At 65.8% G+C, this 14,808-nt stretch carries 17 protein-coding genes; 2 read left to right on the plus strand and 15 right to left on the minus strand.

The genetic code is table 11. From position 1 onward, the window contains the following. Positions 1-2: 2 nt before the first annotated feature. The 13 genes from E7Z54_RS10225 to E7Z54_RS10285 all read right to left on the minus strand — a co-directional run bounded on the left by E7Z54_RS10225 (position 3) and on the right by E7Z54_RS10285 (position 13,020). Positions 3-1,283, minus strand: coding sequence for an O-antigen ligase family protein (locus E7Z54_RS10225; protein WP_136433387.1), 1,281 nt, complete (start codon positions 1,281-1,283; stop codon positions 3-5). Further along, entirely contained in the window at positions 1,276-2,301 is a 1,026-nt protein-coding gene (locus E7Z54_RS10230) for a glycosyltransferase (protein ID WP_136433389.1), read from the minus strand. Before E7Z54_RS10230 ends, E7Z54_RS10225 begins: the two co-directional genes overlap by 8 nt. Then, positions 2,294-3,316 (minus strand): glycosyltransferase, encoded by a 1,023-nt coding sequence (locus tag E7Z54_RS10235; protein ID WP_136433391.1) that lies wholly within the window; start codon positions 3,314-3,316, stop codon positions 2,294-2,296. The genes E7Z54_RS10230 and E7Z54_RS10235 overlap by 8 nt, the downstream gene beginning before the upstream one ends. Further along, positions 3,313-4,551: a hypothetical protein gene (locus E7Z54_RS10240; RefSeq protein WP_136433392.1), complete on the minus strand. Its 1,239-nt coding sequence runs from the start codon at positions 4,549-4,551 to the stop codon at positions 3,313-3,315. Before E7Z54_RS10240 ends, E7Z54_RS10235 begins: the two co-directional genes overlap by 4 nt. A gap of 22 nt (positions 4,552-4,573) precedes the next feature. Further along, the gene (locus E7Z54_RS10245) at positions 4,574-5,269 is read right to left on the minus strand and encodes a glycosyltransferase family 4 protein (protein WP_168798263.1); all 696 of its coding nucleotides are present in this window, start codon (positions 5,267-5,269) and stop codon (positions 4,574-4,576) included. A gap of 356 nt (positions 5,270-5,625) precedes the next feature. Next, positions 5,626-6,723: a glycosyltransferase gene (locus E7Z54_RS10250; protein WP_168798264.1), complete on the minus strand. Its 1,098-nt coding sequence runs from the start codon at positions 6,721-6,723 to the stop codon at positions 5,626-5,628. Continuing rightward, positions 6,716-8,095: a polysaccharide biosynthesis tyrosine autokinase gene (locus tag E7Z54_RS10255; protein WP_136433398.1), complete on the minus strand. Its 1,380-nt coding sequence runs from the start codon at positions 8,093-8,095 to the stop codon at positions 6,716-6,718. The genes E7Z54_RS10250 and E7Z54_RS10255 overlap by 8 nt, the downstream gene beginning before the upstream one ends. A 24-nt stretch (positions 8,096-8,119) precedes the next feature. Next, the gene (locus E7Z54_RS10260) at positions 8,120-9,883 is read right to left on the minus strand and encodes a DUF4012 domain-containing protein (RefSeq protein ID WP_136433400.1); all 1,764 of its coding nucleotides are present in this window, start codon (positions 9,881-9,883) and stop codon (positions 8,120-8,122) included. A gap of 145 nt (positions 9,884-10,028) precedes the next feature. Then, complete coding sequence (locus tag E7Z54_RS10265) at positions 10,029-10,445, minus strand: hypothetical protein (RefSeq protein ID WP_136433402.1); 417 nt, start codon at positions 10,443-10,445, stop codon at positions 10,029-10,031. 194 nt (positions 10,446-10,639) lie between these two features. Next, on the minus strand, positions 10,640-11,602 hold the full coding sequence (locus tag E7Z54_RS10270) for a YgfZ/GcvT domain-containing protein (protein WP_136433404.1): 963 nt from the start codon (positions 11,600-11,602) through the stop codon (positions 10,640-10,642). Next, entirely contained in the window at positions 11,599-12,066 is a 468-nt protein-coding gene (locus tag E7Z54_RS10275; protein ID WP_136433406.1) for an adenylyltransferase/cytidyltransferase family protein, read from the minus strand. The genes E7Z54_RS10270 and E7Z54_RS10275 overlap by 4 nt, the downstream gene beginning before the upstream one ends. Continuing rightward, positions 12,063-12,533, minus strand: coding sequence for a Fur family transcriptional regulator (locus tag E7Z54_RS10280; protein WP_136433408.1), 471 nt, complete (start codon positions 12,531-12,533; stop codon positions 12,063-12,065). Before E7Z54_RS10280 ends, E7Z54_RS10275 begins: the two co-directional genes overlap by 4 nt. Next, positions 12,526-13,020: an FABP family protein gene (locus tag E7Z54_RS10285; RefSeq protein ID WP_136433410.1), complete on the minus strand. Its 495-nt coding sequence runs from the start codon at positions 13,018-13,020 to the stop codon at positions 12,526-12,528. Before E7Z54_RS10285 ends, E7Z54_RS10280 begins: the two co-directional genes overlap by 8 nt. Positions 13,021-13,054: 34 nt before the next feature. Here E7Z54_RS10285 and E7Z54_RS10290 point away from each other — a divergent pair, with 34 nt between their 5' ends. Beyond that, positions 13,055-13,417 carry a DsrE family protein gene (locus tag E7Z54_RS10290; protein ID WP_136433412.1) on the plus strand — a complete coding sequence of 121 codons (363 nt, stop codon included), beginning with the start codon at positions 13,055-13,057 and terminating at the stop codon, positions 13,415-13,417. Positions 13,418-13,460: 43 nt separating this feature from the next. Beyond that, on the plus strand, positions 13,461-13,889 hold the full coding sequence (gene dtd, locus E7Z54_RS10295; protein WP_136433413.1) for a D-aminoacyl-tRNA deacylase: 429 nt from the start codon (positions 13,461-13,463) through the stop codon (positions 13,887-13,889). 1 nt (position 13,890) lies between these two features. On the opposite strand, the gene E7Z54_RS10300 is transcribed toward dtd, so the two are convergent. Together E7Z54_RS10300 and E7Z54_RS10305 are read right to left on the minus strand one after the other, a co-directional pair. Continuing rightward, positions 13,891-14,328: a DUF4395 domain-containing protein gene (locus E7Z54_RS10300; RefSeq protein ID WP_136433415.1), complete on the minus strand. Its 438-nt coding sequence runs from the start codon at positions 14,326-14,328 to the stop codon at positions 13,891-13,893. Continuing rightward, the gene (locus tag E7Z54_RS10305; RefSeq protein ID WP_240769612.1) at positions 14,328-14,774 is read right to left on the minus strand and encodes a TlpA family protein disulfide reductase; all 447 of its coding nucleotides are present in this window, start codon (positions 14,772-14,774) and stop codon (positions 14,328-14,330) included. Before E7Z54_RS10305 ends, E7Z54_RS10300 begins: the two co-directional genes overlap by 1 nt. Positions 14,775-14,808: the final 34 nt, after the last annotated feature.

Genomic DNA, 14,808 nt, shown 5'->3' on the forward strand with positions numbered 1-14,808 from the left:
GGTCATCCTCGGCTTTCCGTCGAGCGAGCGGACTTGAGCCTTAACCGCTCAGCACCTGCATCGGCGGTCCCCGTGCCTTTGAGCCAGTCCGCTCCGACCAAGGCAATCATCATCGGCAATCCGATTGCAGGGAACAGCTCTCCACCGGCCGACAACACCCATACGTATTCCATGATCGAGATAGTTCCGAAGATGGCGAGGAAAGCCGGCAGTCCGTCGTCATGAGGGCGGTCTCGCCCGTACCGCACGTTAAGCGCAATGAGACAGCCGTAGATCAGAACCGTGCCCGCCAGACCTGACACGACGAGTGAGCCAACGGCGAGATTGTGGCCCGACGAAGCGTCGGGGCCCATCGAGTTGAAAAGCGCGCCTACACGTTCGTACGTGTCGGTTCCCAGTCCCGTGACCCAGTCCTCCCGCCAAAGCTCGATGCTGCCCATCCAGATCGCTCCCCGCCGCGTGAAGGCAGCGGGATCCGTGGTGGCGAAGGGGACCACGACAGTCAGCCCGAGCACCGATAGACCCCACAATCTCATTGCTGATCGACGAGAGCGACGGGTCACAGTCGTGACGAGCACGATGAGAAAGAAGATGCCGAGTGCAATCAGGGCGCTCCGCGAAGATGACCACAACACCGCTAAAGTCAGTGTCGCCGTCGACAAAGCGCAGACCCACTTCCTGGAGATAGTGAGCGCAAAGGGAACTGCGAGCGCACAGTAGATTCCCAAGGTGTTCGAGTGTCCAAAAGGACCAGCTAGCTGATCGTCACCGATGATTGCCTTTCGCGACGTGCCGAAATTGCCGAACCGGTCGGCGAACATTGCATGCTCGGGAAATAACACGCCTTGGGCGAGGGCGTATCCCGCGACGATCGCCGCAAGCGCTCCGAGATACGCAAGTTCCGGTCTACCAGCGCCGCGACGCCACAACGCACAAGCGACCCCGAGCGTGAGCAGTAACTCCACCACCTGGTTCCGGCCGACGGCCGATGGATGCAACAGCGGCAACGCCAAAAGGCCAGCGAAGACTATTAGCCCTGTCGCATCCGGCTGTACGCGCGGTGCCCTTGCCAAGGCCCCAACCACGCCCAAACCGAGCAGGATGGTGAGGATCGCCGCTGCGGTACCAGCCGCGGGCGTCTGAACACTAACGTCCGAGACGTAGAGGCTCAGGTGGGTGGCCGACAGGTAGTTGACCGCTCCGGGCACCACCGCGCGTGCCACCACCAGCGTGATGAGTACGGCGCAGATCGGGTCGACCCGCTTCTGACCTCGACTAGGCACCGCAGCGCTCGCCGTCCACCGCAGCTAACCGATCGGCTACGACGTCGTACCAAACTCCTGCACGCCTGCTGATCGTCTCGACGGCAACCGCGCCCGCAGCGGTGAAACGCTCGCTCGTCATACGCCGAAACTCGTCAACCCGATCTACCGCATCCGTGATGCCGCCAATCTTGAACGTCGCCATGGCCCCGCCCTCGGGAAGGAGATACGGCATCAGTCCGATTCGCGAAGCCACTACGAATGCGCCGCGTGCTAGCGCTTCCTGCGCGGTGAGGCAGGCAGCTTCACCCGAGATGGATGGGATGACGAACACATCGCCCGGTTCGACCCAGTCAATCGTCCGGCGCCCCTCGACCAACCAAGGGGCTAGTCGCCCACGCAACCGCTCACGATAGCGATCGCGGCCGTCCAGCGCGTGCCCCAGGGCCACCTGCGCCTTCCACCCACGCCGCTCCAATTGCTCAAAGATTGGGGGGAGAAGGTGAAGCCCTTTACTGGGATCGGGACGGCCGAACGACTTGACCACACCAGTTCGTGCTGCCGGTGGCTCTCTGACGACATTGAAGTCCGCAGGTACGCTCAGCCATGGCGGGGCGTAGGCATCGGCACGCAGCCTTAGGAGTCCAGGCTCCACAACGATCACTGTGTCGAACTGCGCAAGCGCCGCCTTGGTCATGACCTCCCTTGCCCGGCTCGATGGATAGTTGTGGACGATCGCCACCGATTCCACCGACGCAGCCTTTCCCCGCAACTTGCGCGCAGCTAGCGCTACGCGAGGAAACACGGCATTGGCGTTGGCGACGAGACGCACGCGCCGTCCGCGCACGGTGCGGATGCAATCGGTCAGCGAGGAGAACTCCTGAACATTGGAGGGAACAGCAATCGAGCTTCGCCCCTCGGGCGGCATCACCAGGGCGGTGTCGATCCGCCCAGCGCACAGCCGCATCAGGCCCTCCAAAACCACCTGCCCGCCGCCGCGTCCGCGCTTGGGGTCGACGAACACCAGCAGGTCACTCATCGGGTGCTCCTGTGCCTTCGGTCTTAGGGGGATGAATGACGTCGCGGATCATGTTCCACGTCCCGTTGGAGCCGTACTGTGCATACTTGCCCGCCGCCGCCTGCCGCGCCACGCCCACGAACCGTGCAGCGGGGGCCGCGGGCATTCCCGCGCGGATTCTCTCGAAGTCACGCTTGCCGCGGACCAAGTCGACGATCCCCTCATCGACGTCGTCGCAGGCCTCAAGCCGTTGCACCAGCGCCTCGAATCGATCTCGCATCACCGTTGCGTCGCTTTCTGTCGTCAGCAGACGGCGCGCACGAATGCGCAGACGACGCGAGCCGGCGCCATAGACGTTCTGGTCGTGTTGCCGGTAGAAGAGCACCGAGGGGTCTGCGACCACCCGCAGGCGTCCGCGTGCTCCAGCCCAGCAGGCGAGCCAGTAATCATGCATCCAACCAGGTGGGATCGGGAACGCGGTGTCCAATAATCGTCGATCCAGGGCGAACGACATGCCAGCTAACACGTTCCGACGGCTGAGGGCCACCATGGCATTAGCGCTGCTCAACAAGCGGATTTCCTCGCTGGTCACCCCCATCGAGTCGAACGTGCTGATCGCCAAGTTCTCACCGCGGGCATCAATCAGCTGCGCGTCGTGTGCAACGATCCATGCCGCCGGGTCTTGCTCAAAGTGGGCCAGGGCCGCAGCAACCCGTCGCTCCGACCACATATCGTCCTGATCGGCCAAGATGACGACCTCGCTGGTCGACCGCCGCACTGCACGAACGAAGTTCTCAGTCGGTCCGAGCGGCACTGTCCCGGGCTCAAGAACTACCAGCTCAGTCCCTCGGCCACGCGATCGGACGAGATCCCTGACGATATCCAACGTGCTGTCGGTTGATCCGTCGTCAGCGACCACCAGTTGGTCAATCGGACGATCCTGGTCGAGGATTCCGATGACCTGCTGTCGGATGAACCGCTCGCCGTTGTAAGCAGCTAGTGCGACTGAGACGGTCGGCTGTTTGCGGCGGGTCATGAATGAGTCAACCCCGTGTACTCCTCGGCAGCTGTGCGGGCTTGCCGTCGAGCGGTCATCAGTAGACCGGCACCGACGACGACCGCAGAAAGCACCTCACTAGCCGCGAGCCCCATGGCGATTCCCGTCGGCGTCTCTTGCATCACCATGACGGCAACGCCGGTCACAGCGGACACAACTGTGGCCAGCACTACGAGGCCACTCCTTCCAGTAGGTATAGCAATATTCCGAATCAGTGCCGTCGAAATGTTAATACCAAGGAATGCCATTCCGAACCACCAACAGGTTCCGGGTGATGCCGTCACGTCTGACCCGAACAGCCAAGCGGTGGCAGTCGGACCCACCAGCGTCAATAAGCCGAGGCCGATGAGGCCAAGAACGGTGTGCATGACGAGCGCTATCTGTGCACGAGAACGCCGGCGCTGGTCCATGGGGTCCAGAACCCATGCCTGCAACGCGTTCGCCAATGCGACAATCACGAGGGTCGCGTATCGATACAGTCGGTCAGCCGACGCAAGACCGGCTGCCCAAGCCTCGCTGAGTGCAGCAGAGGCCACGGGCACCGGCGCTGATGAATACACAGCTCCCGTGACGCTCGCCGTTGCGCCGTAGATGTCCTCTTTTCGCGCGACCACACGATCCCCGCGTTCGTAACGCGGCCACAGTTGCCCCATGATCGCACGGTGGAACGAAGTCACGCCCAAAGCAGTCGCTACGATCAGAAGCACAGGGTAGATCCACAGCTGGCCGGTGGCGACGATTGAGGCGGCGGAAAGAGCCACAGCGACCAGCCGGGGACCTGCCTCGTACAGGACTATCCACGAAGGACGCCCCGCACCGGTCGCGAACCAGGTGAGGGAGAGACCTGACATCGCCATGGCCACGAACATCAGCAGCGCGTCAACGTCATATTCATCGACCACCATGGCGGTCAGGAGGCACCCGCAGGGAAGTACTACCAGCGCCGCTTTCACTCGCCTTTGAAGCGCGGCGGCATAAATGCGGTGCCGCGCCCGGCCTGTAGGCGAGGCAGCAACTCGCGCCTGACCGTGAATGGTCCAACCGGCCATGATCAGGACACCCGCGAATGACCCTAGAGCTTGACCAGTAAGGATAGCAATCCAACCCGCCGGGCCACCGATCCGAGCAATAATGGGCAGCAGGAGGAGCGGCGCAACCGCCGAAAGAAAGGGCAGTGCGCCGAAACCAAGCATGAGTCGAACAACCCTGTTCATTTCGTCAGTGTTAACCACCGGTCTAACCCATGCAGGCATTCACGAAGGCCGCCGCCGAACGGGACAATGACATGCCAGCCGCAACGACTTGCCCGTCAAGTGCGGTCTTGGAGAGGGCAACGGGGTCATCGAGGAGGCGATGGATTTCCCCAAGGATGCCCGCAGTGTCTCCGGGCTTTTGAAAATTAAAACCGTCCCCCGCGAAGTCCGGGACACCCCCGTTTAATGTCGACACGACGGCCGCTCCGCTAGCCATTGCCTCCGCGACGGGCAATCCGAAACCCTCATGATCACTCGCGCACAGATAGATAGCCGAGTTCCGATACAACGTGGAGAGTTGCGAACGCGACGGGTCCCGGTAGTAACGAACGCCGCGCGGAAGAGACTTGGGCCTAGGGCAGGTGCCAAAGGCGGCCAGTCGAACATCTCGACGACTGCCCTCCAAATCTCGATAAACCTCCGCAACAACGTCGGTGCGCTTCCAGGGCTGATCAGACACAAGCGCTAAAACGGATGGTCTGCGCTCCGTCACGGGCGGTCCGGGCGGAAATTCTCGCCCGTCTACGCCATTGCGGATCAGCGTTGCGCTCAATTTGAGGTCGACGGCGATTCGGAGCAGCCAACCCGAGACTACGACACGTTCCATGGGCAACGCCCAGGTTTCTTCGACGAAATCCTTGGTCGCAGTCCAATCCTCGAAATGTTGAATGAGATACATGGCGCGGATACCTCGTGACGCGGCGCACCTAGACACGAAGTGGGCAGTTAGGACTGATGTCGCTATCACAAGATCAGTGTCGTCGGGCACATACCGCGGCGCCTGACGGGGCCAGTTTTGAACCACTACTCGAGGATCGAGCTCGAACCAGTTCGGTCGCCAGTGCCGAGCCACGGCATAGGAACTCGTGCGGACGAGCCGGCGCACGCGCGTCACTGGGCCGCGATCTGGTCGCAGGTGGAGGACGGTGACCCGAGCTCCGACTGATACGAGGGCATTCGCGTATTGGTAGACGATCTTGTGCCCGCCACCCGGCCTTCGCGCAGGACCTGGCAACACAAAGGTCACATGCAAGCTCATGCGCCGCCAGCCGTCGCCGCAACCCACTCAAGTACCTCGCTGCGGAATCGCTCGATGCCGAATCGGGCAGCGTGCTCACGACAGCGAACATCGGAGAACTCGCTGTCGAGCAGACGAAGCAACGCCCTCTCAACGGCGTCCACACTCGAGTCGTCAGCGAAGACGCCGGTCTGACCTTCGAGCACCGTGTCTCGAAGCCCGCCGAGGCCAGGGCCCACCACCGGGGTGCCCGCTGCCTGTGCCTCGACAGGGACAATGCCAAAGTCCTCGACCGCGGCAAAAATTAGCGCAACGGAAGATGCCACGGCGGCGCGGACCTCCTCGTCGTTGGCATCCACGATGAAGTCAGCCTTCGCGCCCACGTCGGACGCCAAACGTCGCAATCGCATCTCGTCGGGGCCGCGACCGACCACTTTGATCCGCAGATTTAGTCGCGCCGCTATTTTGATCGCGATGTCATGGCCCTTGTAGGGGATCAACCGCCCAAGTGTGACAAGCCCGTCGCGGGACTCGACCGGCGCCGCAGCAAAAAACGAGGTGTCCACTGGGGGATGAATAATCCGAGCCTGGCGGCCGTAAAAGCGCTGAATCCGGTCAGCGACGGCCGACGAGTTTGCCGCGAAACTGTCGACCCAGCGCACGGAGTTCCGATCCCAGCGGCGAAGCGCCACACGTATTGGCGCGGCAACCTTCCTCGCACCTCGGTTGTCGATCTCGGGATTCCACACGTAGCGCATTGGTGCGTGGACATAGCAGAGGTGACGGGCCGCCCGGGCCGGTCGGAAGCCCTTGGCACATGCGTGGCTGGATGTAATGACTGTGTCATAGCGCTCGTTCGTTGCCATCACTCGCCAGGCCAGGGGCATCACCGGCAGGAGGAGGTCTCGGCGATCTCTCAACGTTCCGAGCCGGTCGAGAATGGTCGTGCGAATATCACGCGCATCAGTGTCGAGCTCGACTCCCGGCGTCATGGTCAAGGCATATAAGTCGGCTTCGGTGAAGACCCTTGCGAGTTCTTCGAAAACCTTTTCGCTTCCTGCCCGCGCAGACACCCATTCATGAGCGATCGCCATTCGACCGAAGGGCTCAACCATGGTCTGCTGCTTCAGCGTTTTTGTTAGGGGCATACCCATACCCATATCCGTAACCGTAAGCGCTGCCCTTGCCTGGGACCTTATTTAGCACGATTCCAACCACCCCGGCATCGACTTGCTCGAGTCGCTCGAGCGAATGGCGCACCTGCTCCCGCGTAACCGTGCCGTGGCTGACCACCAGTAACGCACCGTCGGCCCGGGCAGACAGCACGGCAGCGTCCGTGACCGGAAGCAACGGCGGAGCGTCGAGCAGTACGACGTCGTACTCGTCGCGAGCGATACGCAGGAGCTCTGCCATCGCATGGGACTGGAGCAGTTCGGCCGGATTGGGCGGGACTGGACCGGCGGCGATGAAGGAGAGCCCGGAGTCATCATGGATCTGCACGGCCTCCTCGGCCTTCACACGGCCGACGAGAATGCTGGTGACGCCGATGGCGCTGTCGAGGCCAAGGCGGCCCGCCGCCTTAGGGCGACGCAGGTCGCATTCGATCAGCATCGTGCGGCAGCCGCCCTGGACAAGGCTCAGCGCCAGGTTGACGGCAGTTGATGTCTTGCCCTCCCCTGGTAGCGCCGAGGTGACGACAAAAACCTTGTGGTTTCGATCGACGTCGACAAATTGCAGGTTCGTGCGCAACACACGGAAGGATTCCGCGCGCGGCGAGTGTGCGGGAATCTGGGTCAGCAGTGGCGTCTTCACCGCCGTGGGGTCGTTGATGATCGCGCCGAGCATCGGCAGGTCGGTGACGGCGGTAACGTCCTCCGATGACGTGATCCGGGTGTCAACCAGCTCCCTGACTACCGCTGCGCCAAAGCCCAATACGAGACCGGCCACAACTCCCAGGCCGATGTTGCGCACCGGCTGCGGCGAGACGGGATCCTCGGAGAACGAGGCGGCGTCGACGATCGTCGCCTTGATCGGCGCCTCCGCCTGTCCACTGGGCGTCTCGAGTTCGCGAACCAGATCGCGAAGTTGCTCGGCGTAGGACTGCGCAATGCGCTGCGCACGATGCGCATCGGGGTCGGTGGCGGTGATCTCGAGGTTCACTGTCTCGAGCACCGCCTGGGCGGAGACCTTCGCGGAGAGGTCACCAGGCTCGATTTCAAGACCGGTGTCCGCGATCACGCGGTCGGCAAGCTCTCGACTCGTGATCAGGTCAGCGTAGGACTTCACACGCTGTGCTGAGAACTGGCCGCCTTGGAAGAGCTGGGCGTCGTCGGTTTGCGACGTCGAGACGAACAGCCGCGCACTGGAGGCGTACTGGGGTGTCTGCAGCGCTGTGACGAGCGCGGCGAGACCTCCGCAGATGGCGGCGATCACGAGGATGGAGAGCCAGCGGCGCCGGAGGATCTTCAGGTAGTCACGAAGCTCCATGAGCCGCTCCCGAGTAGCACATCTCTAGTTCCCCTCAGCATGGCAGGCGCTGTTCAACGTCCGTGCGTTGTCAGTCTTTTGGATCGTGGGAGTGACTGCAACGGAGGTGTCGCCGGTCTGCCCCTCCCCGCTCCTCATGGTCCAGGCGAGGTCAACAGTCTGGCCGGGCTCGAGCCCGACGTAGGTCATGCCGACCGGGCGGCTGTCCTCGTCGACCCGGATCAGGTCCATTGGGGCGCCGTTCCACTCGAGTTCTCCGAGGGCGCCTCCGGCAGGCCCGAAGATCCGCAGCGTCAGGAGCTGGGAGCCGGGCTCGACGCCGAACTGCCCACCTCCCGTCACGTAGTCCGGCAAGTCAGCTGCGTTCTCCGGCGCGGTCGAGTGGAGACGCGCCTTGGCGGAAAAGGTCTGCACACCGTCAACACAGGAGGTGGCGTTGACGCCGACCTCGTAGCGCAGGAAGTAAGACATCTTGGCGCCCGTGGTGTCGTTAAGCGTGACGGCGATCTGAGGCTCCTCGACGGCCGGGTCGGCGACGAAATCACCGGCAATCGCTGTCCCACTCAGGTCCGACTGGAGCGCCGCATCGAAGGAGTGCACATATACCCGGCGTTCGTCCGTTGCCCGGGCCATGGCGCGAACCAGACCGACTGAGTCGTCGACCCCGTTCGTAAACCCGTCAAAGGCGGCGGAGGCGACCTCCGCGAAGAACGCGTCCTGGGCTCGTGGGTCCTTCAGCCGCAGATATGACTTGTGCAGCAATTCGTCGACGACGTTGTCGCTGGTGAGCTCGAGGCCATCGACCGTGACGGGTCCGGTGGCGTCGAGGAGGTAGCCGATGGCGACGGCGTCGATCATCAGCACCCCGTCGACGGGATCCGTCGGAAACTCCTGCTTCCAGCGGGCCTTGATGAGCTCGGCGGCACGAGGGACGTCCGGCGTCATGCCCGCGTTGACGAAATAGGTGCCGAGCACGTCGCCGTAGAGCTCGCGCTCGGCATCGTCGAGGGGCAGCACCGGCGCCGGCGCCTCACCCAACGAAGCGCCGGGCACGTGCCGCTTGATCGCGAGCCTGCCGCCGTCAGCCTCGATGTACGAGGCGGCGCCGGCGAGGCCGCCGGTCCCACGGATCTCCGCGTTGTTCTGGAAGACGAGCACGTAGCGCCGCGGGCCCTCGTCCCCGATCATCGCCGGCAAGACGGCGGTGGCCACCTTGGCAGAGCCCATCGCGTCCGACGCCTTGCTGACCTGGTCCCGGAAGTCTGTGAACCGGGTGCTGAGCCGCCCGATGAAACTGGACGGGTCTTGGGCGTAGAGCTTCGCCTCGGCGTCCGAGAACGCCGCCTCGGCCTGTGCGACCGGCTCCGCGAGCTCGCGGGCGAGCGCGGTGTCGATCGAGCCACCGCGCGGCAGGAGATCGTCGAGCCGGTCGGCGACCTCGGCCAAGGGCTGGACGCCGTCATTAGCGAGGTCATCGATCACGACACTGGTGACCCGCACGCCCTCGGCGTCGTCGCCGAAGACCGGCAGCTTGGTCAGCATGCCCCACGTCACACCGGACGTCCGGTGTGTGGCGTCCCCGCTCGCCTCGCGAAGGCGGGGCAGCTCACGGTCGAGCGCATCGGTGTCGCCGTCGTCGAGCGCAGCCTGGATGACTTCCGCATGATGGACGGCGTCGGACAGGGCCTTATTGACCTGCGAGACCTGCCAGGCGACCCACACCCCGAGAATCAGGACGAGCAGGGCGACGCCAGCCACCGAGATTCGGAAGGCGCGCGACTGGAGCATGCGATACCCGCGTTCGAACGTAGGGAGGTCTCCGGACGATCGTTGCCAATACCCTCGACTTTACGACAGCATGGCTGAGGGCCCAGAGGAGTGCCTCGGGGCCCTCAGGCATGCGCGTGAGGCCGGGACGGATCCGCGGCGAGGATCAGCGGACGCGGACCCGGAAGGCCGCGGACTGCGAGGTCTTGTAGACCGAGGACTTGCCGTAGTACTTCACGATGCACCGCCAGTTGGCGCGGGCGTACAGGCGCGGGCCGATAACCCCCTGCCTGTCCCCGTTGTAGCGCGTGAGGCGCCCATCGCGGCGGACGACATTGCCGTTGGGCGTAGTGCGCATGCAGATCATCTTCGCGACGCCGGCGCGCACCTTGGCGTTGCCGGACTTCGGGAGGACACGGACGCGCGCGACGGCGTGGGCGGTCCGCGGCAGGTTCTTCGAGATGGCGACGACGGCGACGCTGGTGCCGACGGTGCCGGTGTACGGGCCGGCCTGGGCGGGTGCGGTCGACAGGCTGACGGACATCAGCGCAGCAGCGAGCACGCCGAGAACGAGCTTCTTCATGGGTAAGTCCCCTTGGTTGTCACGAACGAGGGCGCTCAACAAGCGCCAAGGCCCCGAGATTCAACCCCCGGGACGAAGCGACCTTCGCACAGGCGTCGGCGCTTCGTGGCCGAACTGAGGAACCAAGGGTCATGAGGCGCCGACTCCCGGCGGTGGGGTGACCTAGGTCACCCCACCACTGAGAATCAGCTGGCTCAGCGCCGAGGACGGAAGTGGAGGCCGACCTCCGGGTCGACCACGACCTCCTGCGCCGCGGGAAGGCCGTCCACCTCCAGCGGTGCGGCGACGTCGACGTTGCGCTTCAGCAGGGCCAGCGCGATCGGACCGAGCTCGTGGTGGCGCGCCGACGACCCGACGGCGCCGACCACCTTGCCCTCGGCGCCGAGCGTGACCGGCAGGCCCGGGGCGGGCAGCCGGTTCTCCGATCCGTCGAGATGCAGGAGAGTCAGGCGGCGTGGCGGACGACCGAGGTTGTGCACGCGAGCAACCGTCTCCTGGCCCCGGTAGCAGCCCTTGTCCATGTGCACCGCCGCCCACTCGTGGTCGCCGTCGAGCCAACCGACCTCGTTGGGGATGGTGCGCTCGTCGGTGTCGATGCCGAACCTGGGCTCGCCGCGGGCGATCCGAAGCGCCTCGAAGGCCCAGAGCCCGGCCGCGGGGCCGGCCGCCTGCGCGTAGGCCGCGAGCTGGTCGCGAGGAACGAGGTCGTACCTGCCGGACGGACGCCAGCACACGGCGAGCTCAGCGGTGACGTCGCTGATCTCCACCCGGCTCATGAACTTCATCCGCTCGAGGAAGCCGATCAGCGCCGTGGCGCGACCGGGCTCGGTGTGCCCCACGAACGCCTCGCCGTCGTCGACACCGGCGAAGGCGTGCTCGATGTGTCCTTGGGGGCTGAGCACGAGGGCGGTGACCCACCGGCCCGGCTCGAGGCCCTCGAAGAACTGCGTGGTCAGCGAGTGCAGCCAGGTCAGCCGGTCCGGGCCGCTGATCCGGACGACCTCGCGATGCGAGAGGTCGACGAAGCCGTGCCCTTCGGCGAGTGCCCGCTGCTCGCCGTACAGGCTGCCGTAATGCGCCGCGACGCCGGCGTCGATGCCCTCGCCGGCGACGGCGCCGGGGAGCGTCAGGAGGGGGCTGCCAGCGGTCAGTGTCATGTGAGGTCCCGGTAGTGCTCGAGGAGGCGGGTCAGGGTGCCGAGCGCCGTCTGCATCTCCTCGATGTGGGTCGGGTCCAGGGTACGGAGCATGTCCTTGATCTCCGTGCTCGAGACGCCCGAGGTACGAGGCAGGTAGCGCACCTCGCAAACGTCGGAGAGGTCGTCGAACTTCCCCTTCCAGTCGTCGCCCATCACGAAGACGTCCACGCCCTGCTCGATGATGTCGGTCCGCTTCTGCTCCCAGGCCCGCTCGGGGATCACCAGGTCGACGCCCTTGATGGCGGCGACGATCGCGGCCCGATCCTCGTACGAGACGACCGACCGCTTGCCCTTGCCGGCGTTGAACTCGTCCGTGGAGACGCCGACGACCAGCCGGTCGCCCATCGCGGTGAGACGCTCGATGAGGCGCAGGTGGCCGATGTGGAACAGGTCGAACGTGCCGTACGTCAGCACCGTGGTCATACCGAGTCCCCTTCGCAGCTGGCGCACCGGCCGAAGACCGTGAGATGGCCGAGGTCGGGGGTGAACCCCTTGTCCTCGAGAACGGCGACGAACGGCGCCGCCTCCTCCGCGTCGACCGAGGTCACGGCGCGGCAGTCACGGCAGACGAGGTGGAAGTGCTCGTGGCCGCGGGTCGAGTGGTACGTCGGTGCTCGGTCGCTCAGGTGCGCATGGCGGATCAGGCCGAGCTCCTCGAGCACCTCGAGGGTGCGGTAGACGGTCGACGCGTTGACCGTGCTGGCCCGCTGCTGGACGTGCGCCAGGACCTCGTCGGGCGTGGCGTGGCCGAGCGCGTCCACCGCCGCCAGGATCAGCTCGCGCTGCGGCGTGAGCCGGTAGCCCTTCTCGCGAAGGGCCTGTCGCCAGTCGGTGCCGTGGTCTCCCGACGCGCGCTGAGCGTGCTCGACCTCCGAGCCGTTGCTAGGCACGCTTCAGCCTCGCCCACAGGTGCGGTTGGAGCGGCTGACCCATCGCGGCCATGTCGAAGGCGTAGAGCAGATCACCCTCGACGTTGCCGTAGAGGCGATGACCGGCGGTGTACTCCTTCGCGGTCTCGGTGCGCGCGACCGCATCGGTGGTCCACTCGAACTTCCCGTCGGATGCTTCGCCGTGCCAGATCTCGGCGACGCCGGTGTTGTGGGTCAGCAGGATCTCGAACCTGCCGTCCCCGACGGCCCGGATGAACCCGGTCTCGATCGCCCGGTCGCGGACCTTCTCGCCCTGGTCGTCGATCTCCCACGCGCGGGCCATGTAGTGGAAGAACGGGCGGCCGTCGTGGGTGAAGATCAGCTCCTGCCCGAACTGGAACTTCTCGATCGTCGGGTAGTCGCCGTGGCCGTTGCCGCGCCAGGTCCCGAGCATCCAGGCGATCGGGCCGCAGTCGGGGTGGAGGTTCTCGGGGAGATGGAAGGCCACGAGGAAAGAGTCTAGTTCGGCCTAGGGTGTACCTATGGCGCGCCAGCTCGTTGTGAAGGTCACCTGCGGGATCGAGGAGCCGGAGCGGTGCAACCAGGGCTTCACCGTGGCGGCGACGGCGGCGGCGTCCGGGATGCCGGTGTCGCTGTGGCTGACCGGCGAGGCCGCGTGGCTCGCGGTGCCCGGCCGCGCCGCCGAGCTGCAGCTGCCGCTGGCGGCTCCCCTGGCCGACCTGCTGGAGGCCGTCCTGACGTTGGGCACGGTGACCGTCTGCGCGCAGTGCGCTGCCCGCCGGTCGCTCGGCGAGGCGGACCTGGTGCCGGGCGCGCGGATCGCAGGCGCGCCGGTGTTCGTCGAGGAGGTCCTCGGCGACGGCGTGCAGGCGCTCGTGTACTGATGAGCCCGGAGCGCTCCCGGGTTCCTGCGACGGCGGCCCGCTGATGCGGGCCGTGCTGCAGCGCGTGTCGTCGGCATCGGTGGTGGTCGACGGATCCGTCGTCGGGTCGATCCACGAACCGGGCCTGCTGGTCTACCTCGGCGTCACCCACGCCGACGGTGATGCCGAGGTCGCCTGGATGGTGCGGAAGATCCGCGACCTGCGGATGCTCGACGACGAGAGGTCGGTGGGTGAGACCGGCGCGCCCGTGCTGGTCGTCTCCCAGTTCACCCTGTACGGCGACGCACGCAAGGGCCGCCGACCCACCTGGATCGCCGCGGCACCCTCCGCGGTGAGCGAACCGCTCTACGAGGCGGTGTGCTCTGCTCTCGAGGCCGCCGGGACCCGTGTGCAGCGTGGCCTGTTCGGCGAGCACATGGAGGTCTCGTCGGTGAACGACGGGCCGTTCACGGTGCTGCTGGAGACGCCGTAGCTCAGGAGGCGCGGCCGGTGACCCGCAGTCCGAGCAGGTACATCTCGCAGCCGAGGCAGAACGCGAAGGCGGCGTTGAGGAAGGCGGCCGCGAACGCGAGACCGGAGGCGACCTGGCCGACCAGGACGGCGCCCGACGCGAAGCCGACGGTCGCGACGACCGCGAACACCAGGCCGACGGCCTGCGCGAAGCGCGGAGGGGTCGGGTCCTCGAGGTGCGAGGGCGGCGCCAGCCGGGGCCGGATCGCCGAGCGGAAGAGCAAGCCGGTCGGCGTCATCTGGACGCCCAGACCCGCGCCGATCGCGAAGAGCACGGCCTGGGCTCCCGTGAGCACCGCTGCCGCTGCCGGGGCCGCGTCGGAGAGCACGAGTGCGACCGCGAAGACCACCAGGGTGGCGGTGGCGGTGAAGCGCGGGCCGCGCGGATCGATCCCGGTCATCAGAACTCCTGGCTCAGAGTGGGTAGTGCCGCGAGGACCTGCTCGCGGCGGGGCGCTCCGGCGGCGCGGGTGATCTCGGCGCCGGTCGCATCGAGGATCAGCGTCGTCGGAGTACGGCGGACGTCGAGCTCACGCACGACGTCGAGGTGCTCCTCGGCGTCGACCTCCAGGTGTACGACGCCGTCGACCCGGTCGGCCACGTCACCGAGCACCACCCGGGTCGTCCGGCAGGGCGCGCAGAACGCACTCGAGAACTGCACCAGGGTGGCCCGCTCCCCCAGCCGTGCGTGCGGCATCACGGCGGCCAGGCTCGACCACGTGGTCGTCGTACTCGACCCGTCGGCGAAGCGGCCGTCCACCCGGCGTCGGTGCAGGCCGAAGCCGACCGCGACGAGCACGGCCAGCGCGAGGACCACGATTCCGGGAGACATCTCAGACCAGAACACCGACGGCGGCCCTCGGATTCCGGGGACCGCCGTC

Origin of the sequence: Nocardioides sp. (assembly GCF_004803405.1) — a bacterium.
In the GTDB taxonomy this organism is placed as follows: Bacteria; Actinomycetota; Actinomycetes; order Propionibacteriales; family Nocardioidaceae; genus Nocardioides; species Nocardioides vastitatis.

What these genes read in the sequence shown, in the direction of transcription:
- E7Z54_RS10230 (WP_136433389.1), bottom strand. Translation starts at nt 2,301, where the DNA reads ATGAGTGACCTGCTGGTGTTCGTCGACCCCAAGCGCGGACGCGGCGGC.
- E7Z54_RS10300 (WP_136433415.1), bottom strand. Translation starts at nt 14,328, where the DNA reads ATGACCGGGATCGATCCGCGCGGCCCGCGCTTCACCGCCACCGCCACC.
- E7Z54_RS10275 (WP_136433406.1), bottom strand. Translation starts at nt 12,066, where the DNA reads ATGACCACGGTGCTGACGTACGGCACGTTCGACCTGTTCCACATCGGC.
- E7Z54_RS10270 (WP_136433404.1), bottom strand. Translation starts at nt 11,602, where the DNA reads ATGACACTGACCGCTGGCAGCCCCCTCCTGACGCTCCCCGGCGCCGTC.
- E7Z54_RS10250 (WP_168798264.1), bottom strand. Translation starts at nt 6,723, where the DNA reads ATGGTTGAGCCCTTCGGTCGAATGGCGATCGCTCATGAATGGGTGTCT.
- E7Z54_RS10235 (WP_136433391.1), bottom strand. Translation starts at nt 3,316, where the DNA reads ATGACCCGCCGCAAACAGCCGACCGTCTCAGTCGCACTAGCTGCTTAC.
- E7Z54_RS10265 (WP_136433402.1), bottom strand. Translation starts at nt 10,445, where the DNA reads ATGAAGAAGCTCGTTCTCGGCGTGCTCGCTGCTGCGCTGATGTCCGTC.
- E7Z54_RS10240 (WP_136433392.1), bottom strand. Translation starts at nt 4,551, where the DNA reads ATGAACAGGGTTGTTCGACTCATGCTTGGTTTCGGCGCACTGCCCTTT.
- dtd (WP_136433413.1), top strand. Translation starts at nt 13,461, where the DNA reads ATGCGGGCCGTGCTGCAGCGCGTGTCGTCGGCATCGGTGGTGGTCGAC.
- E7Z54_RS10255 (WP_136433398.1), bottom strand. Translation starts at nt 8,095, where the DNA reads ATGGAGCTTCGTGACTACCTGAAGATCCTCCGGCGCCGCTGGCTCTCC.
- E7Z54_RS10290 (WP_136433412.1), top strand. Translation starts at nt 13,055, where the DNA reads ATGGCGCGCCAGCTCGTTGTGAAGGTCACCTGCGGGATCGAGGAGCCG.
- E7Z54_RS10245 (WP_168798263.1), bottom strand. Translation starts at nt 5,269, where the DNA reads ATGTATCTCATTCAACATTTCGAGGATTGGACTGCGACCAAGGATTTC.
- E7Z54_RS10260 (WP_136433400.1), bottom strand. Translation starts at nt 9,883, where the DNA reads ATGCTCCAGTCGCGCGCCTTCCGAATCTCGGTGGCTGGCGTCGCCCTG.